The organism is Kitasatospora sp. NPDC059408, from assembly GCF_042751525.1.
GTDB lineage: Bacteria > Actinomycetota > Actinomycetes > Streptomycetales > Streptomycetaceae > Kitasatospora.
In genome coordinates, this window is sequence record NZ_JBHYWI010000058.1 from 15,271 (window position 1) to 33,515 (window position 18,245).

Here is an 18,245-nt window from a genome sequence, read left to right on the forward strand (position 1 = left end):
ATCCTCCCTCGTCGTCCTTCACTGCTGCTACCAACAGCATGCACTAAGTTGAGTCTATTCCGCTCAGGTTTGGGCTCTTCCGTGGGGCGGGGAAGCCGGCCGGTGCCCGGAGCCCTGCCGGGTCAGCACCAGCAGCTCCCGGGCCGGCCCGCCCGGCCGCTGCCCGGCCGGCCACACCGCCCGCAGCGGGCGCCGCAGGTCGAGCCCCGCCGCCAGCGGTACCTCGACCAGCCGCCGGGTCGCCAGTTCCTCCGTCACCACCAGCTCGCTCAGGCACACCGGCCCGGCGCCGGTCATCGCCGCCGCCTTCAGCGCCGTCGACGAGGCCAGCTCCAGCCGGGGCCGCGCCGCGCCCCCGTACGGCGCCAGCGCCGCCTCCAGCACCTCCCGGGTGCCCGACCCCGGCTCGCGCAGCACCAGCGGTGTCCCGGCCAGCTCGGGCCCGGTCAGCGGCGTCCGGCGGCGCGACCACGGGTGGCCGGGCGCCACCACGACCACCAGCCGGTCCACGGCCACCACGGCGCCGTCCAGCCCGGACGGGGTGGACGGGCCCTCGACGAAGCCGAGGTCCGCCTCGCCGGCCAGCACCCGCCCGGCGACCTCCGCCGAGTTCGCCGTCCGCAGCGTCACGGCCGTGCCCGGACTGGCCTCGGCGAGCGCCAGCAGCCAGCCCGGCATCAGGTACTCGGCGACGGTCAGGCTGGCGACCACCGTCAGCTTGGCGTCCCGCCGCCCGCGCAGCGCGTCGATCCCGGCGTCCAGCGCCTGCGCCGCCTCCACCACGTGCCGGGCCCACTCGACCACCAGCCGGCCCGCCTCGGTCGGCCGGCTGCCCCGGGGGGAGCGCTCCAGCAGCGGGACGCCGACCTGCCGCTCCATGCCCTTGATCCGGGCGCTCGCGGTCGGCTGGCTGACGCCCAGCTCGGCCGCCGCCCGGCCGACGCTGCCCAGCCGGGCCACCGCGAGCAGCAGCTCCAGGGCGCCGAGTTCGGGGACGTGCGGAGAGAGGGCCATAGGTTCAGGCTATGTCCTCATAGAGCGGCGGGCGCTACCGGCCGGGGCCGCGCGGAGGGACGGTGGTCCCATGTCCACCTTGGCCGATGTCCGCCCGCTCACCCGCCCCTCCGTCGCCCGCCCCCGGTTCGACCTCGCCCAGCTCGGCCCCAACTGGTACGCCGCCGTCATGGGCACCGCGATCCTCGGCAACGGCGCGGCCGTCCTGCCGGTCCGGCCGCCCGGGCTGGTCGCCTTCGGCGAGGTGATGTGGGCGCTCGGCCTGGCCGCCCTGCTGGTGCTCGGCGGCGCGCGGCTGGTGCACCTCACCCGGCACCGGGAGGCCGCCCGCACCCAGCTGCTGGACAACCCGGCCACCGCCGTCTTCTACGGCTGCCCGCCGATGGCCCTGCTGGCGGTCGGCCTCGGCACGCTGCTGCTCGGCTCGAAGGTGATCGGCACCGGGCCCGCCGTGGCGATCGACGCCGTGCTGTGGAGCGCCGGCACCGTCTACGCGCTCGCCGTCGCCGGCGGCATCCCCTACCTGATGATCACCCGGCACCGGCTCTCCGCCCTGGAGGCCAACCCGACCTGGCTGCTGCCCGTCGTCGCCCCGCTGGTCGCCTCGGCCACCGGCCCCGCACTCGTCCCGCACCTGCCGTCCGGCTCCTCGCAGCAGGCCATGCTGTACGGCTGCTGGGCCCTGTTCGGCATCGGACTGCTGGCCACCCTGGTGCTGCTGCCGGTGGTGTTCACCGGGCTCTACCACAGCAAGGTGCCGACCCTCGTGCTCACTCCCGCGCTGTTCCTGGTGCTCGGGCCGCTCGGCCAGTCCGTCACCGCCGTCCACCAACTCGCCGACGCCGCCCGCCCGGTGCTCCCCGAGCTGGCGCCCGCCATGGCCGCCCTCGCCGAGCTGTACGGCGTGGCCGTGATCGGCGTCGCGATGCTCTGGCTGGCCGTCGCACTCACCGCCAACCTGCGCGCCCGGCGGGCCGGCATGCCGTTCGCGATGACCTGGTGGGCGTTCACCTTCCCCGTCGGCACCTGCGTCACCGGCGTCTCGGCGCTCGCCCGCCACACCGGGTTCGGCGGGTTCACCGGGCTGGCGGTCGGGCTGTACGCGCTGCTGGCCGTCGCCTGGGCGGCCGCCGCGAGCGGCACGGTGGCCGGCCTGGCGCGCGGACGGCTGCTGGCACGCTGAGCGACGGCCGTCCGGGAGACGGACTCGCCGTGCCCCGGCTTCCGGTTCCGGAAGCCGGGGCTTCGGTCGTGTGCTGCGGGAACCGTCCAGGTGCAGGAATGCGCACCCGGAGCCTGACCGTCCACCGCCATTCGGGCCGGTCCCGGGCCTCCGCCGGGCACCCGACTGGCCTTGGCGTTCACCGGAATCCGGCCCACCACTCCGGCCGCGGGAACCGGCCCGCCGTGCGGATAGCTGCAATTGCGAGAACCTGCACTCGGGTGACACTTGTCCGCCGGGCGTCACGCTGTGATGGTGGAGTCACGCCAAGTCGTCCGGGCAACCGCGGCCCGATGGTGGCGACTTGCTCTTCAAAAGTGGATGCGGGACATCACGTCCCCGCACAACGGGGGGAAGAGCGCCGGCCGGGACGCCATGTGTGGTGATGGCCCCCGGAACCGGAGCCGGCGAGGCGTTGCTGCTCCGCCTCGCCGGAAGCGCCTTGGCATGGCGTGGCAAGGCGGCCCCTGGGCGTCCGGTGTGCGACGGCACCCGGGCCCAGGGGTCCGCCCGCCGCCCGGTACCGTGACCGCCGGGCCCTCGCGGCCGGAGACGACGGAAACGACGGGGACGCGGGACACGGGGGCGGGCCCGTCCGAAAGGCGTCCGGCAGGGAGAGTTCGACGTGACGGCGGAACCGGCGGTCGCACCGGACCACGGCCAGTACGCGGGTGGCTTCACCGGCGGCGAGGGCTTCGCGGCCGACGCGGGCTTCGCGGGCACCGGGGGCCTCACCGGAGCGGGCGAGCCCGACGACGCGGCCCGCCGGCTCTACCTCTCGATCCTCGCCGAAGGCGGCCGGATCCCGTTCACCGGCGTCCACGAGACCGACCACGCCGCCATCCAACAGCTCGTCGACATCGGCCTGTTGATGCCCAACGCGATGGACGCCTGCTACACCGCCGTCAGCCCGCGCTCCGTCACCGACCGCCTCGGCGCCGAACTGCGCAGCGAGGCCACCCGGCTCCTGGTCCGCGCCGAGAACCTGCCCGGCGCCCTCGACGGCCTCACCCGCGCCTACGACGCGATGCCCCGCCCGCCCGGCCGGGCCGGCGGCGCCGTCTACGTCGAGGGCCACGTCCACATCCGCCAGCGGATCTCCCAGCTCGTCTCCGACTGCCGCGCCGAGGTCCTCACCGCCCAGCCCGGCCACCGGCCCGCCGACACGCTCCAGGTCGCCCGGCTCCAGGACGTCCAACTCCTGCAGCGCGGCTGCTCGCTGCGCACCATCTACCAGCCGGTCGCGTTCGCCGACCAGTCCGCCCTCGCCTACGCCGACGAGGTCACCCGGCACGGCTCGCTCATCCGCGTCCTCGACGAGCCCTTCCAGCGGCTCATCGTCTTCGACCGCACCGTCGCCGTGATCTCCGCCAGCGAGGACAACAGCACCGCCGCCTTCATCACCGACCCCGCCGCCATCACCTTCCTGGTCGGCGCGTTCGAGCGGGACTGGGCCCGCGCCGACACCACCGAGGCCGCCGCCGCCCTCGGCCACGGCCCCGCCCGCAGCACCCCCGACCGGGTCGGCCGCCTGCTCGCCCGCGGCCTCACCCAGCGCGCCGTCGCCACCCGCCTCGGCCTCAGCGAACGCACCGTCGCCGCCCACATCTCCCGCCTGCGCGACCGCTACGGCGCCCAGACCCTCTTCCAGCTCGGCTGGCTGATGCGAGGCTCCCGCGATGACCGATGAGCGAGCTCAGCGAGCTCACGTTTCAAAGGATGCGCATGGGCGAATGCCCCTGCCGAGCGGTGGGGGTACCTCCCGGCCGCCGAGGCCGGGGGAGAGGTGGGCGGACGAGCCGACTGCCGCCGAGCGGGCGCTCTACCTCACCGCGGTCCGCCGCGGCGGACACCTGCGCCCCGACGACCTCGCCCCCGCGGACCGCCCCACCCTCGCGGTCCTCGTCGCCCGCGGCCTGCTCGCCCCGACGGCCACCGGCTACACGGCCGTCGACCCGCGCTCCGTCGGCGACCGCCTCGGCACCGAACTGCGCACCCGTGCCACCCGGTTGCTCGTCCACGCCGAACGGCTCCCGGCCGCCCTCGCCCCGCTCTCCCACGCCTACGACGCCGCACCCCGGGCGGCCTCCCCCACGGGCGGGGCCGCGTACGTCGAGGGCCAGGACGCCATCCGCCTGCGGCTCTCCCGGGTCCTGTCCGAGTGCGGCGAGGAGGTGCTCACCGCCCAGCCCGGCACCCGGCAGCCGGTCACCCTCGAACTCGCGCTCCACCAGGACGTCGCGCTGCTGACCAGCGGCCGCCGGATCCGGACGCTCTACCAGCCCGTCGCCCGCCGGCAGCCCCACGTGATCGCCTACGCGAAGGAGGTGACCCGGCACGGCTCGCTGGTCCGGGTCCTGAACGAGCCGTTCCAGCGGATGCTCGTCGTCGACCGGCGGACCGCCGTCGTCTCCGTCCACCCCGGCCACGACGTCGCCGCCTTCATCACCGAGCCCGCCGCCGTCGCCGCCCTGGTCGCCGTCTTCGAACGCGACTGGGCCAGGGCCGACGTCACCGACTGGTCGAGCGCCGCCCCCGGCCGCACCGCCGACCGGGTCACCACGCTGCTGAGCAAGGGCCTCACCCAGCGCGCCGTCGCCACCCGCCTCGGCCTCAGCGAACGCACCGTCGCCGGCCACCTCGCCCGCCTGCGCGAGCGCTACGGCGCCCGGACCCTCTTCCAACTCGGCTGGCAACTGAAGGGCGACGCCGATGGGTGACCCGACCCTGTCCGAAGCCCTCCCGGACGAGTCCGCCCGCGCGCCCTACCGCGCGATCCCGCGGGACGGCGGCCGCCTGCTGGCGCAGGGGCTCACGCAGCGGGCGATCGCGGGCCGCATGGGGTCGACGAGCGGACCGTGGCCGGTCACATCGCCCGGCTGCGTGAGCTGTACGACGCGGAGACGCTGTTCCAGCCGGGCCGGCAGATGCGGGGATCCCGGACGGGGGAGTCCGGTGGATGACCGCGGGTCAGCCGGTGGCGGCGCCCGACGGCCAGAAGCCGGCCCGGCCGGCCACGGGGGGCTGCTGACGGGGGACGTTGAACTGCTCGCCGGGGGCGGTCCAGAAGCCCTCGCGCAGCGACAGCGCCATGCCGGCCCAGTCGAGCGCCGTCTCCACGGTGTGGTTGAGCGCCTCCTGCGACCAGGTGTCGTCGAAGACCAGCGGCAGGACGGGGGCGACCTGCTCGATGGTGGCGATCAGCGGGTTGTGCGTGATGGCCTCGTCGACGAGGAGGACGATCGGCTTGCGCAGCGCGGAGGCCCAGCCCAGCTCCAGGCTCACCCCGGCCGACAGCGGGGCGCCGACGTAGGCGAACACCAGGTCCGCCGACTGCAGCGCCCGGAAGTCCGACGGAACCCGCGGTTCCGGCGCCCGCCCGGCGACGGTCCAGGCGTCGCTGTGGTGCGCGCTGTACACGGCGGCCCCGCTGCGGAGGAGCGTGGTGCGCAGCGTGGTCAGCCGCGTCCGGCTGGCGAGCGTCACCACGCTGTCCGCGGGCCCGGTCAGCCGCATCAGCGGTGCGGCCAGAAACACACGTGCACGCCGGCCTTCGGTGGCCTGGCTGTCGTGGTGACGCAGGTAGGGCTCGGTCATGTCGACTCCGGGGGAAGGCATTGGCACTCGGTTGCTCGCCGCCGACGCTTGGCTTGGAGATTGGAACGGGGGGAAATCGGACGGGTTTATCACTATTTCGACGCTTGTCCTGGCGCGACTGCCGAGAGGGAGGATCTTGGCAGCGTGGCGTGAGGACGTCAGTTGATCGTCCATCGAGCAGGGTCGGCAGTCCACCGATGCACGGTGGCATCCGTCTGCATGGCAGAGAGATGACACCCTCTTCCGCCTGGGCGCGACGGTGACAGTCAGATAGGGCGTGTGGCACGATCTGAGCGTTTGATTGTCTGCCGCCTGTTCATTCGACTGACAGGCCACTGAAGAGGATTGGGGTGTGCGCGTGTCTCGTCTGCGTCAGGTCGCCAAGACGGCTGCGGTAGCGATATCTGCGGGCGTCCTTACCGTGCTGGGCTTCGGACTGCTTGTCACCGGTCATGATGCCGATGGATCTGCCCATGTCAATCATGTCGGGCTTGGGGTCGATGTTAGTGCGACTTCGAATCAGGCGTCGGGTACCGCTTTGGACGGCGAGCACCAGTGGACATGACAGAATGAGACTGACGAATCGTTATGCGCTGCCGGAAGCGGCGGGGAGGCATGGCGATTCGTCGGTCTCTTGTGACGAACGCGCCAGCGCCCAACCGAGTTGGAACAGCGATTCGACGTTGTAGTCCTCCCGCATCTCGGCCAGATGGCGGGCGAGGGTGCGTTCGCTGATGCCGAGGCGGCGGGCGATGACTCTGTGGTTCGTGCCTTCGAGCAGGAGGTCGATGATGGTCTGGCGCATCCGTGACACGACCTGTTGCGGCACGGTTCGTCCACCGGTGAAGTCCAGTCCGCGGTTCCAGTTGCGCTCGAACACCTCGTGGACGAGGAAGTGGATGACGGCGGGGTCGTGGATGAAGGCCGCCAGATTGAGGTCCTCCGCGACCGGGATGACGGCCAGCTGCCGGTCCACGATGATCAGCCTGGTGTACGGCTCGTCGAGGGTGCGGAACCGCCCGCCGGCCTCGGTGATCTTCGCGACGTAGTCCCGGGTGGGGGCGTGGTACCTGGTGCTCGGATGGTAGATGGTCCGCACCGCAATACCGCGTTCGAGGTCGGCCAGGTCGTCGTCGAGCACGCGGGACAGAACGTCCGGCGGCCGCGGGCCGCCCGGCTGGGCCGCGAGTATCTCCTCTTTCGCAGTGGTCACGGCGTGGTTGATCCGTTGGCTGATCAGTGCCTTGCCGCGGACGTACTCGATAATTCCGCCGGACGGTTCCGGACGGTGAAACGCGTCCGCGAGACCCTGAAGGTCGCCGGGGACGGCTATCGCGCGGGACAGCAGCGCGAGTGCCTGGCGTTGCCAGAGGGCGCTCAGCCCGGTGGCGAGCTGTTGTGGATCGACCGCGACCAGAATCTGCGGATCATCCATGTCGGGAGTGAGGAGACCGATGTCCAACAGCTCGCTGAGGTGGCTGTAGTCGTGCTCCTCGATTTCACTGCGGGCTATCCGACCGTGCGCCCGGATTGCCGCGAGGTAGAGGTCGTGCGCTCCGGTGGAGAGAGTGCCCGGTGCACCGACACCCGGAATGGCGTCGTTCCTCCCGTTCATTCACGACTCCTTCTTGACGACCGAACCTGCCCTATGGCTGCACTCGAGCCCCATCGGTGATCCTAGATCCCGGCGCGGGATCCGGAACCGGGCATTGTTCCACCATTGCGGAGTGACGCTTCGATTGGCACCCTCTCACCACAAGTAAGCCGCCGGCACCCCCCGAACAGGAGGGAACCGGCGGCCGGGCTGGGTGTTCAGCCGAGTCAGCGCTTCGGGCGCCAGACGACCAGGGCGCTCGACTGGGGGGTCGGGGGCTGGTACGGGACGAGGTCGCGGCGGTAGGAGGCGTGGACGGCGGCTTCGCGCTGCTGGAGGGCGGCGGCGGCGCCCTCCAGGGAGTCCGCGAGTTCGGCGATGCGCGACTGGAGGGCGGTGACCTGGTTCTCCAGCTCGATGATCCGCTTGATGCCGGCCAGGTTGATGCCCTCGTCCTGCGAGAGCCGCTGGACCTCGCGCAGCTGCTGGATGTCGCGGGCCGAGTAGCGGCGGCCGCGGCCGGCGGTGCGGTCGGGGCAGACCAGGCCGAGGCGGTCGTACTGGCGCAGGGTCTGCGGGTGCAGGCCGGAGAGTTCGGCGGCCACCGAGATCACGTACACCGGGGTGTCCTCGGTGAGCACGTACTGGGGCGGCGCCGCGGCGCGCCGGGGGCGGCGGCCGTCGCCGGGCAGGCCTTCGCCGAGGCCCGGGCCGATCGGGCCGATCGGGCCGTCGGGGGTCATCGGGGTCATCGGGGACATCTGGTCGTCACGCTCCCTTCGCCGCCCGGAACAGGGCGGCTCGCGGGTCGTCGGAGGCGGTGGCCTCGCGGTACTGCTCCAGGGCGGACAGCGCGTCGCCGGTGACGTGCTGCGGCACCACGACCTCGACGGTGACGAGGAGGTCGCCGCGGGTGCCGTCCTTGCGGGTGGCGCCCTTGCCGCGGGCCCGCATGGTGAGGCCGTTGGCACTGCCCGGGGGCAGCTTGAGCTTCACGGCGGGGCCGCCGAGTGTGGGCACCTCGATGGTGCCGCCGAGCGCCGCCTCGGGGAAGGTGACCGGGACGGTCACGGTGAGGTTGTCGCCCTTGCGGCCGAAGACGGGGTGGGCGTCGACGTGCACGGTGACGTAGAGGTCGCCGGGCTGGCCGCCCCGTTCGCCCTGGGCGCCCTTGCCCTTGAGCCGGATGCGCTGGGCGTCCTGGACGCCGGCCGGGATGCGGACCTGCATGGTGCGGGCGGAGCTGGCCCGGCCGCTGCCGTGGCAGTCGGTGCAGGGGTCGTCGACGATCATGCCGCGGCCCTTGCAGTCCTTGCAGGGCTCGGAGAGCGCGAACGCGCCCTGGCCCCGGCTGACGGTGCCGGCGCCGACGCAGGTCGGGCAGACCCGCGGGGTGGTGCCGGACTTGGCGCCGGTGCCGTTGCAGACGCGGCAGGGGGCCTGGCTGGTCATCCGCAGCGGGACGGTCGCGCCGTCGACGGCCTCCTCGAAGGAGAGGGTGACCTCGGTCTCGACGTCGGCGCCGCGCCGGGGCTGGGCCTGCCGGCCGCCGCGGTTGAAGAGGCCGCCGAAGACGTCGCCGATGCCGCCGCTGCCGCCCTGGGTGCCGCTGAAGAGGTCGCCGAAGTCGAAGCTGTAGTTGCCGGTGCCGGGCCCGCCGGCGCGGAAGCCGCCGTTGGCGAAGAGGCTGCGGGCCTCGTCGTACTCCTTGCGGCGCTTCTCGTCGGACAGGACGTCGTACGCCTCGGAGATGTCCTTGAAGCGCTCCTCGGCCTTGGCGTCGCCCTTGTTGGCGTCCGGGTGGAACTCGCGCGCCAGCTTCCGGTAGGTCTTCTTGATCTCGGTGGCGGTGGCGTCCTTGGGCACGCCGAGGACCTTGTAATAGTCCTTCTCGACAAAGTCCTTGCCACTCATGGCTTGCGCCACCTCCCGATGTCCATCGTCACTGCCTTGTCAACAGCCCGCGGCACTGCGTTGTCAACAGCCCGGCCGCGCGGGCCTGTTGCCGACAGTGCGCTGCGGAGCCGATCGCCGTACTGACCGGCGTACGACTCCGCAGCGCACTGGTTCATCTACTGGGACGGGCGTGCGCCCGTCACAGGTCGTCAGCTGTCCTTGCCACCGTCGGCCTTGTCCGACTTCTCGGACTTGGCGGTGTCGGTGTCCGGCCCGGCCGTGGTCTGGGTGCCCGGCTGGGGCTCCGCGACCGCGACCATCGCCGGGCGGATGATCCGCTCGCCGATCCGGTAGCCGGGCTGGAGGATCTGCACGCAGGTGTCCTCGGTGACGTCCGAGGAGTAGCTGTGCATCAGCGCCTCGTGCATGGTCGGGTCGAAGGGCTCGCCCTCCTTGCCGAACTGCTGGAGGCCCAGCTTGGCGACGACCGTCTCCAGGGAGTCGGCGACGGACTTGAAGCCGCCGGTGACCTCGCCGTGCTCGCGGGCGCGGCCGATGTCGTCCAGGACCGGGATCAGGGACTCCAGGATGTTGGAGACCGCGATCTCGCGGACCGTGAGCCGGTCGCGCTCGACCCGCTTGCGGTAGTTCTGGTACTCGGCCTGGAGGCGCTGGAGGTCCGCGGTGCGCTCGGTGGCCTCGCGCTTGGCGGCGGCCAGCTCGTCCGACGCGTCGCCGGAGCCGGCCGCGGCGGCCTCCTCGGCGGCCTTGATCACGGCCTCCTCGGCGGCGGAGTCGTCGCCGGGCTTGCCGCCCTGCGTCTTGTCCGTCATGCCGCGCCGCCCTTGGGCTTGTCGTGCTTCTCGTCGTCCACGATCTCGGCGTCGACGACGTCGTCGTCCTTGCCCTGGGCGGCGGAGTCCCCGGCGGCGGCACCGGCGGCGTCGGCGTTGGCGTAGAGGGCCTGGCCGAGCTTCTGCGCGGTGGTGGAGACCTTCTCCGAGGCCTCGCGGATCTTCGCGATGTCCTCGCCCTTCAGGGCCTCCTTGAGCTCGCCGATGGCGGTCTCGACCTCGGTCTTGACGTCGGCCGGGAGCTTGTCGGTGTTGTCCGCGATGAACTTCTCGGTCGAGTAGACGAGCTGCTCGGCGGAGTTGCGGGTCTCGACGGCCTCGCGGCGCTTGTGGTCGTCCTCGGCGTACTGCTCGGCCTCGCGGCGCATGCGGTCGACCTCGTCCTTCGGCAGCGAGGAGCCGCCGGTGACGGTCATCTTCTGCTCCTTGCCGGTGCCGAGGTCCTTGGCGGCGACGTGCATGATGCCGTTGGCGTCGATGTCGAAGGTGACCTCGATCTGCGGCAGGCCGCGCGGCGCCGGCGGGAGGCCGGTCAGCTCGAACATGCCGAGCTTCTTGTTGTACGCGGCGATCTCGCGCTCGCCCTGGTAGACCTGGATCTGCACGGACGGCTGGTTGTCCTCGGCCGTGGTGAAGATCTCGGAGCGCTTGGTCGGGATCGTGGTGTTGCGCTCGATCAGCTTGGTCATGATGCCGCCCTTGGTCTCGATGCCGAGGGACAGCGGGGTGACGTCGAGCAGCAGGACGTCCTTGACCTCGCCCTTGAGGACACCGGCCTGGAGCGAGGCGCCGATGGCGACGACCTCGTCCGGGTTGACGCCCTTGTTGGCGTCCTTGCCGCCGGTCAGCTCCTTGACGAGCTCGGCGACGGCCGGCATGCGGGTCGAGCCGCCGACGAGGACGACGTGGTCGATCTCGGCGAGCGAGATGCCGGCGTCCTTGATCACGTTGTGGAACGGGATCTTGCAGCGCTCCAGCAGGTCGGAGGTCAGCTGCTGGAACTGGGCGCGGGTGAGCTTCTCGTCCAGGTGCAGCGGGCCCTCGGCGGAGGCCGTGATGTAGGGCAGGTTGATCGAGGTCTCGGAGGACGAGGACAGCTCGATCTTGGCCTTCTCGGCGGCCTCGCGCAGACGCTGCAGGGCCATCTTGTCCTTGGACAGGTCGACCCCGTGGCCGGACTGGAAGACCTTGACCAGGTGGTCGACGACCTTCTGGTCCCAGTCGTCGCCACCGAGGTGGTTGTCACCGTTGGTGGCCTTCACCTCGACGACCCCGTCGCCGATCTCCAGCAGGGAGACGTCGAAGGTGCCGCCGCCGAGGTCGAAGACCAGGATGGTCTGGTCGTCCTTGTCCAGGCCGTAGGCCAGGGCGGCCGCGGTCGGCTCGTTGACGATGCGCAGGACGTTGAGGCCCGCGATCTCACCGGCCTCCTTGGTGGCCTGGCGCTCGGAGTCCGAGAAGTACGCCGGGACGGTGATGACCGCGTCGGTGACGGTCTCGCCCAGGTAGGCCTCCGCGTCCCGCTTCAGCTTCTGCAGGATGAAGGCGCTGATCTGCTGGGGGTTGAAGTCCTTGCCGTCCAGGTTGATCTTCCACCCGGTGCCCATGTGGCGCTTGACCGAGCGGATGGTGCGGTCGACGTTGGTGACCGCCTGGCGCTTGGCCACCTCGCCGACCAGGACCTCGCCGTTCTTCGCGAAAGCGACGACGGACGGCGTGGTCCGCGCGCCCTCGGCGTTCGTGATGACGGTGGGCTCGCCACCCTCCAGAACGCTGACGACCGAGTTCGTCGTACCGAGGTCGATGCCGACCGCGCGTGCCATCGTAGATACCTCCACGGAAGAGTTGAGCTTTACGGGCTCAAGGATGCATGACCCGCCGGGCGGCGTCAACAGCTATGAGTCGGTAGCACTCAACTTTGCTGATGCCGGTCCTCTCGGGCGGCGGTCGCGGGGCCCGCGGTGTCCCCGGTCGGAGTGACGGCCGCCCCGGCCGAGGTGGCGGGAGTGGAGTTACGTGACTGCCGCCATACCTTGGGAACCTTCTGGAGAACTGTTGACGAGCGGTAATGTCCGGGCCGTCGGCCCGGCAAGTTACCGACGAGTACACTCCCTTGGTAAAGACGTAGAACCCGGACTGCTCAACCGCAAGCCGCAGGAGACGGAGCCGATGCAGCTAGCAGCGATCGTCATCTCGCTGGTCACGTTCGTGATCGGCACCGCGCTCGCCCTTCGTGCGGCGTGGCACATCTTCAAGGTGGTGCTGACCGGCGCGCCGGACACCACCCGCTTCGGCAAGCCCGCCCGGCGCGTGAAGACCGTCGCGGTCGAGTTCATCGGCCACACCAGGATGAACCGCTGGGGGATCGTCGGCATCGCGCACTGGTTCGTCGCGGTCGGCTTCTTCAGCCTGGTCCTGACCATCGTCAACGCGATGGGCCAGCTCTTCGACGCCGAGTTCGAGCTGCCGGTCATCGGGCACTGGATGATCTGGCAGCTCTTCGTCGAGCTCGTCGGCACCCTCACCACCCTGGGCATCCTGACCCTGATGGTGATCCGGCTGATGAGCCTGCCGTCGCGCTCCGGACGCAAGTCCCGCTTCGCCGGCTCGATCGCCTGGCAGGCCTTCTACGTCGAGTACACGATCCTCGGCATCGGCCTGTGCATCCTGATGCTGCGCGCCCTGGAGGGCGCCCTCAACGGCGTCGACTCGTACGGCCCGGCGCACCTCGTCTCGTACCCGATCACCTCCGCGCTGAGCGGCCTGTCGCACGGCACGCTGGAGAACCTGATCTGGCTCTTCGCGATGCTGAAGATCTGCATCTCCTTCGCCTGGGCGACCACCATCGGCCTCAACCCCTCGATGGGCGTGGCCTGGCACCGCTTCCTCGGCTTCTTCAACATCTACTTCAAGCGCGAGGAGGACGGCGGCACCGCACTCGGCGCCCTCCGTCCGATGACCTCCGGCGGCCAGCCGATCGACTTCGAGGACCCGGCCGAGGACGCCGTCTTCGGCGTCTCCCAGGTCGAGCACTTCTCCTGGAAGGGCATCCTCGACTTCTCCACCTGCACCGAGTGCGGCCGCTGCCAGTCGCAGTGCCCGGCCTGGAACACCGGCAAGCCGCTGTCGCCGAAGCTGCTCATCATGAGCCTGCGCGAGCACGTCTACGGCAAGGCCCCGTACCTGCTCGCCGGTGGCGGCAAGGACATGGAGGGCACCGAGAAGGCGACCGCCGAGCAGCTCAAGGACGTCCCGGCGGGCGCCCTCGCCGAGGCCGAGCGCCCGCTGATCGGCACCGCCGAGGAGAACGGCGTCATCGACCCGGACGTCCTGTGGTCCTGCACCACCTGCGGCGCCTGCGTCGAGCAGTGCCCGGTGGACATCGAGCACATCGACCACATCGTCGACATGCGCCGCTACCAGGTGATGATCGAGTCCTCGTTCCCGACCGAGGCCGGGACGATGCTCAAGAACCTGGAGAACAAGGGCAACCCGTGGGGCATGGCCACCAAGGCCCGCCTCGACTGGGTCAAGGAGCTCAAGAAGGAGACCGGCATCGAGGTGCCGGTGATCGGCGAGGACATCGACCCCGCCGAGGTCGAGTACCTCTACTGGGTCGGCTGCGCCGGCGCCCTGGAGGACCGCGCCAAGAAGACCACCAAGGCCTTCGCCGAGCTGCTGCACACCGCGGGCGTGAAGTTCGCGATCCTCGGCAAGGAGGAGTCCTGCACCGGTGACTCCGCCCGCCGCCTGGGCAACGAGTTCCTCTTCCAGATGCTCGGCGCGCAGAACGTGGAGACGCTGAACGCGGCCCTGGAGGACGCCCCGGTCAAGCGGATCGTCGCCACCTGCCCGCACTGCTTCAACACCATCGCCAACGAGTACCCGCAGCTGGGCGGCCACTTCGAGGTCATCCACCACACCCAGCTGCTGCAGCACCTGATCGACGAGGGCAAGCTCGTCCCGGTCAACCCGGTCGAGGGCCTGATCACCTACCACGACCCCTGCTACCTGGGCCGCCACAACAAGGTCTACAGCCCGCCGCGCGAGATCATGGACAAGGTCCCGGGTCTGCGCCAGCAGGAGATGCACCGGCACAAGGAGCGCGGTTTCTGCTGCGGCGCCGGCGGTGCGCGCATGTGGATGGAGGAGCGCATCGGCAAGCGGATCAACACCGAGCGCGTGGACGAGGCGCTGTCGCTCAACCCGGACATCGTCTCCACCGCCTGCCCGTTCTGCCTGGTGATGCTCTCCGACTCGGTCAACGGCAAGAAGAACGAGGGCGCGGCCAAGGAGCACCTGAAGGTGGTCGACGTGGCCCAGCTGCTGCTCGACTCGGTCAAGGCGACCCCGCCGGCCGAGACCGAGGAGCCCGCGACGGTGGACGCGTAGCGGCCCCTGTTCGACAGTTCTGCTACAACTGCCCGGCCCGGCGGCCGCCGCGAAAGCGCTCCGCCGGGCCGGGCTTTTGGGGCCTCGGCGGCGCTGCCCCGCAGGCCCCGGCGGCGGGCGAGTGATGCCAATCGCACAGCCGCCGGACGGGCATTCGGTTGGAAGGAAATACAGTAGGCCAGACCGGCCCGCGGGCCGGTCGACCCGTTCCGGACACCCGGACCACGGCCGGACCACGGCCGGACGGCCGGTGGGCGGACGGGTCCATACGGACGAAGAGAGGTGCGGCCCGCCGGGCCGGGCCGCAGAGACCACAAGGGGAACAGCGCAGACCATGACCGAGGCGATCATGCTGGTCGGTGGTAAGGGCACGCGACTGCGTCCGCTGACCACCCACACCCCCAAGCCCATGCTGCCGGTGGCGGGCGTCCCCTTCATCGCGCACCAGCTGGCCCGCGCCGCGGCCGCCGGAGTCACCCGCGTGGTGCTCGCCACCTCCTACCTGGCCGAGGTCTTCGAGGACCACTTCCAGGACGGCACCCCGTACGGCATCGAGCTGGTCTACCTGACCGAGCGCGAGCCGCTCGGCACCGGCGGCGCCATCCGCAACGCCGCCTCCGGGCTCACCTGCGGCCCGGACGAGCCGGTCCTCGTCTTCAACGGCGACATCCTGTCCGGCGTGGACATCGCCGCCCTGCGCGACGGCCACGTGGCCGCCGGGGCCGACGTCACCCTGCACCTCACCCGGGTGGAGGACCCGCGCGCCTTCGGCCTCGTGCCGACCGACGCGGACGGGCGGGTGCTGGAGTTCCTGGAGAAGCCGGAGACGCCCGAGCAGATCGTCACCGACCAGATCAACGCCGGCTGCTACGTCTTCACCCGGTCCGTCATCGACCGCATCCCGGCCGGCCGGGAGGTGTCCGTCGAGCGCGAGACCTTCCCCGAGCTGCTCGCCACCGGCGCGCTGCTGCGCGGCGTCGTCGACACCTCGTACTGGCTGGACCTCGGCACCCCGGGCGCGTTCGTCCGCGGCTCGGCCGACCTCGTCCTCGGCAAGGTCGACTCCCCGGCCGTCCCCGGCCCGACCGGCGACGCCCTGCTGCTGCCCGGCGCGACCGTCCACCCCGGCGCGGTGCTCAGCGGCGGCACCGTCGTGTCCGAGGGCGCGGTGGTCGAGGCCGGCGCGATCGTCGAGGGCAGCGTCATCCTGCCCGGCGCCGTCATCGGCCCGGACACCCTGGTCAAGGACTCCATCGTGGGTGCCTTCGCGACCGTCGGGGACCGCTCGGCCCTGGACGGCGCGGTGATCGGCGACGGCGCGATCGTCGAGTCCGACAACGAGCTGCCGAACGGCATCCGGATCGCCTGCGGCACGCTGCTGCCGGTCGGCGCCGTCCGCACCTCGGCCGGCCCGGGCGGCTGCCCGGCCGGCGCCTCGGCCGCGGCGGCCGTCCACGGTCCGACCGTCACCGCGCAGCGCTGACGCCCGCTTCCGGCCCCGTTCGTCTCAGGCTCGCTGCAAACCGGCCCCGGCTCCGTCCGGGGCGTACGCGGACTGGGCCGGACGGGTACCTTCGGAACGTGGCTGGTAATCGATACGACAGCGGTCAGGGCGCCGACCCCCACGGCGGGTGGTCGGCCCCTCCGCCACCGGCGGGGGCGCCCGGGGGGCACGGGCAGACGGACGGGCCGGAGTACTTCACGGCCCCGCACCAGGGGGTCGCTCCGCACGACCCGTACGCCGCCGACCGGCCCGGGAACACCCGGTCCTTCCCGACCGGCGGGGACCCGTACGCGGGGCAGCCCCCGTACCAGGACTACCCGACGCAGGGGTACCAGGGGCAGGGCCGGCAGGCTCCAGGCCACTACGACCAGGGCTACGGCGACCAGGGCTACGGCGACCAGGGGTACGGGGACCAGGGCTACGGCGAGCAGGGCTACGGATACCCCCAGGGGGAGCCGCAGCCGCCGTACGGCCACGACAACGTCGCCGTCTACCGGGCCGGCGGCCAGTCGTCGCCGCACGTCTCCGGGCCGCGCCCGCACTGGCGCGAGCTGCTCCTCGGCATCGTCCGCGCGCCGGCCGCGACCTTCGACCGCACCCGTGACCACCAGGTCTGGCTGCCCGCCCTCACCGTCTCGCTCCTCTACGGCGCGCTCGCGGTGCTCGGCATCGGCCTGACGCACAACGACATCGTCAACTCGACCTTCACCGTCGCGCTGACCGGCATGGCCGCCGCCGCGCTCGGCTTCACCGTCACCGGCGCGATCTTCGGCGCGGTCACCTACGCGCTGGCCCGCCAGCTCGGCGGGGACGGCCCGTGGAAGTCGACGGTCGGCCTGGCCGCGCTGATCGGCTGGCTGACCGACGCGCCCCGGCTGCTGCTCGCCCTGGTGCTGCCCTCCGGCAGCGCGGTCGTGCAGGTCGTCGGCTGGGCCACCTGGGCGTTCTGCGCGTTCCTGCTGACCACGATGGTCCGCCGGGTGCACGACCTGCCCTGGGGCAAGGCGGCGGGCGCCGCGGCCGTCCAACTGCTCGCGCTGCTGGTGCTGATCAAGCTGCCGACCCTGGGCTGACCGCCGGACGGCGGCGGGGCGGACGGCAGAATGGTGGACGGGCCCCGCGAACCGGGGTCCGTCCCCCGTCGGCCGCGACCACCCACCGGAGCCAGGCATGACCCTCCCCACCACCCACGTCAGCTTCCCGGCCGGGGCGGTGACCGGCGAGTCCCCGGTGCTCGCGGTGCACCCGCTCGCCGACGGCCGGTACGCCGTCGTCACTGCGGCGACGCCGTTCCACCCGCTCGACCACACCTGGCCCGACCAGCCCGCCGACCTCGGCACGCTCACCGTGGACGGCGCCGAGCTGGCCGTCGTCGACTGCCTGACCGGCGCGGTCGGCCCGGACGGCGGCGCGCCGCTGGTCGGCGCCGACATCCCGGTGCGGCGCGGCGACGAGGAGTGGTCCTGGCTCGTCCTGCACGTCGTCGCCGCCGACCCGGGCGACCTCGTCGGCCGCACGGCCGTGCTCGCCGTCGACGCCGAGCGCCGCGCCGCCCTCAGCGCCTCGCACAGCGGCTGCCACCTGCTCGCCCTCGCCCTCAACGCCGCGCTCGCCCCGCGCTGGCGCAAGGACCCGGGCCGCGCCGACGCCCTCGGCCACCCGGACTTCGACAGCCTCGCGATGGCCACCTCGGTGATGGACACCGAGGCCAGCACGGACACCTACCGGCTCGGCAAGTCGCTCAAGAAGAAGGGTTTCACGGCCGACGCCACCGACGAGCTGTCCGCCCTCGCCGACGCCCTGCCCGCCGTCACCGAGGCCGTCAACGCGCAGCTGGCCGCCTGGGTCGCCGCCGACGCCGCCGTCCGCATCGAGGTGCCGGGCCCCGAGCTCACCGCCCGCCGCCAGTGGCACTGCGAGCTGCCCGAGGGCGGCGCGCAGATCTCCTGCGGCGGCACCCACCTGCACCACCTGGGCGAGCTGGCCGAGCTCCGCACCGAGCTGCGGCTGTCCGAGGACGGCACCGAGCTCGTCGCCGTCACCCGCCCGAAGCGGGCCTGAGGACCGGGCGCACCGGCCGGGCCTGAGGACCGGGCCCCAGAACGCCACGGGCGGGGGCCCCCCGGGCGGGCGGGGGCGCCCCGCCCGGGGGGGGACCCGACGCGGGAGAAC

The 18,245-nt window shown here is 72.1% G+C and carries 13 protein-coding genes and 1 pseudogene; 7 read left to right on the top strand and 7 right to left on the bottom strand.

Going from position 1 to position 18,245, the window contains the following annotated elements:
• Positions 1–63: 63 nt before the first annotated feature.
• Positions 64–1,014 (bottom strand): LysR family transcriptional regulator, encoded by a 951-nt coding sequence (locus tag ACFXDE_RS30865; protein ID WP_380497947.1) that lies wholly within the window; start codon positions 1,012–1,014, stop codon positions 64–66.
• A 70-nt stretch (positions 1,015–1,084) separates the two neighbouring features.
• On the opposite strand from ACFXDE_RS30865, the gene ACFXDE_RS30870 reads away from it, so the two are divergent.
• The 3 genes from ACFXDE_RS30870 (at position 1,085) to ACFXDE_RS30880 (ending at position 4,956) form a co-directional block, all read left to right on the top strand.
• A complete protein-coding gene (locus tag ACFXDE_RS30870; protein ID WP_380446456.1) occupies positions 1,085–2,197 on the top strand; it encodes a TDT family transporter in 1,113 nt (370 codons plus the stop codon).
• 664 nt (positions 2,198–2,861) lie between these two features.
• Positions 2,862–3,926: a LuxR C-terminal-related transcriptional regulator gene (locus ACFXDE_RS30875; RefSeq protein WP_380497948.1), complete on the top strand. Its 1,065-nt coding sequence runs from the start codon at positions 2,862–2,864 to the stop codon at positions 3,924–3,926.
• A gap of 43 nt (positions 3,927–3,969) precedes the next feature.
• Positions 3,970–4,956: a LuxR family transcriptional regulator gene (locus tag ACFXDE_RS30880; protein ID WP_380497949.1), complete on the top strand. Its 987-nt coding sequence runs from the start codon at positions 3,970–3,972 to the stop codon at positions 4,954–4,956.
• A 250-nt stretch (positions 4,957–5,206) separates the two neighbouring features.
• Here the strand turns inward: ACFXDE_RS30880 and ACFXDE_RS30885 are convergent, their stop codons facing one another.
• From ACFXDE_RS30885 to dnaK, 6 genes are all read right to left on the bottom strand, one after another.
• Positions 5,207–5,833, bottom strand: a complete 627-nt coding sequence (locus tag ACFXDE_RS30885; RefSeq protein ID WP_380446460.1) for a hypothetical protein — start codon at positions 5,831–5,833, stop codon at positions 5,207–5,209.
• Positions 5,834–6,419: 586 nt separating this feature from the next.
• Complete coding sequence (locus ACFXDE_RS30890) at positions 6,420–7,448, bottom strand: helix-turn-helix domain-containing protein (protein WP_380446461.1); 1,029 nt, start codon at positions 7,446–7,448, stop codon at positions 6,420–6,422.
• A 206-nt stretch (positions 7,449–7,654) separates the two neighbouring features.
• Positions 7,655–8,170 carry a heat shock protein transcriptional repressor HspR gene (locus tag ACFXDE_RS30895; RefSeq protein WP_380497968.1) on the bottom strand — a complete coding sequence of 172 codons (516 nt, stop codon included), beginning with the start codon at positions 8,168–8,170 and terminating at the stop codon, positions 7,655–7,657.
• A 25-nt stretch (positions 8,171–8,195) separates the two neighbouring features.
• A complete protein-coding gene (gene dnaJ / locus ACFXDE_RS30900; RefSeq protein ID WP_380446463.1) occupies positions 8,196–9,341 on the bottom strand; it encodes a molecular chaperone DnaJ in 1,146 nt (381 codons plus the stop codon).
• Between the two features lie 191 nt (positions 9,342–9,532).
• Positions 9,533–10,156: a nucleotide exchange factor GrpE gene (gene grpE, locus ACFXDE_RS30905; protein ID WP_380446464.1), complete on the bottom strand. Its 624-nt coding sequence runs from the start codon at positions 10,154–10,156 to the stop codon at positions 9,533–9,535.
• The gene (dnaK, locus tag ACFXDE_RS30910; RefSeq protein ID WP_380446465.1) at positions 10,153–12,000 is read right to left on the bottom strand and encodes a molecular chaperone DnaK; all 1,848 of its coding nucleotides are present in this window, start codon (positions 11,998–12,000) and stop codon (positions 10,153–10,155) included. Before dnaK ends, grpE begins: the two co-directional genes overlap by 4 nt.
• A 346-nt stretch (positions 12,001–12,346) precedes the next feature.
• Here dnaK and ACFXDE_RS30915 point away from each other — a divergent pair, with 346 nt between their 5' ends.
• From ACFXDE_RS30915 to ACFXDE_RS30930, 4 genes and pseudogenes are all read left to right on the top strand, one after another.
• Complete coding sequence (locus tag ACFXDE_RS30915; RefSeq protein WP_380446466.1) at positions 12,347–14,569, top strand: (Fe-S)-binding protein; 2,223 nt, start codon at positions 12,347–12,349, stop codon at positions 14,567–14,569.
• Positions 14,570–14,903: 334 nt separating this feature from the next.
• Positions 14,904–15,977: pseudogene (locus ACFXDE_RS30920) on the top strand (sugar phosphate nucleotidyltransferase); the annotation flags it as partial.
• Between the two features lie 173 nt (positions 15,978–16,150).
• On the top strand, positions 16,151–17,146 hold the full coding sequence (locus tag ACFXDE_RS30925) for a Yip1 family protein (RefSeq protein WP_380497950.1): 996 nt from the start codon (positions 16,151–16,153) through the stop codon (positions 17,144–17,146).
• A gap of 97 nt (positions 17,147–17,243) precedes the next feature.
• Complete coding sequence (locus ACFXDE_RS30930) at positions 17,244–18,134, top strand: metal-dependent hydrolase (RefSeq protein ID WP_380497951.1); 891 nt, start codon at positions 17,244–17,246, stop codon at positions 18,132–18,134.
• Positions 18,135–18,245 lie beyond the last annotated feature (111 nt).

Excerpts from the sequence above, each read along its gene's own strand:
- ACFXDE_RS30865 (WP_380497947.1), bottom strand. The coding sequence starts at position 1,014 with ATGGCCCTCTCTCCGCACGTCCCCGAACTCGGCGCCCTGGAGCTGCTG.
- ACFXDE_RS30870 (WP_380446456.1), top strand. The coding sequence starts at position 1,085 with ATGTCCACCTTGGCCGATGTCCGCCCGCTCACCCGCCCCTCCGTCGCC.
- ACFXDE_RS30880 (WP_380497949.1), top strand. The coding sequence starts at position 3,970 with ATGCCCCTGCCGAGCGGTGGGGGTACCTCCCGGCCGCCGAGGCCGGGG.
- ACFXDE_RS30885 (WP_380446460.1), bottom strand. The coding sequence starts at position 5,833 with ATGACCGAGCCCTACCTGCGTCACCACGACAGCCAGGCCACCGAAGGC.
- ACFXDE_RS30890 (WP_380446461.1), bottom strand. The coding sequence starts at position 7,448 with ATGAACGGGAGGAACGACGCCATTCCGGGTGTCGGTGCACCGGGCACT.
- ACFXDE_RS30895 (WP_380497968.1), bottom strand. The coding sequence starts at position 8,170 with ATGACCCCCGACGGCCCGATCGGCCCGATCGGCCCGGGCCTCGGCGAA.
- dnaJ (WP_380446463.1), bottom strand. The coding sequence starts at position 9,341 with ATGAGTGGCAAGGACTTTGTCGAGAAGGACTATTACAAGGTCCTCGGC.
- grpE (WP_380446464.1), bottom strand. The coding sequence starts at position 10,156 with ATGACGGACAAGACGCAGGGCGGCAAGCCCGGCGACGACTCCGCCGCC.
- dnaK (WP_380446465.1), bottom strand. The coding sequence starts at position 12,000 with ATGGCACGCGCGGTCGGCATCGACCTCGGTACGACGAACTCGGTCGTC.
- ACFXDE_RS30915 (WP_380446466.1), top strand. The coding sequence starts at position 12,347 with ATGCAGCTAGCAGCGATCGTCATCTCGCTGGTCACGTTCGTGATCGGC.
- ACFXDE_RS30930 (WP_380497951.1), top strand. The coding sequence starts at position 17,244 with ATGACCCTCCCCACCACCCACGTCAGCTTCCCGGCCGGGGCGGTGACC.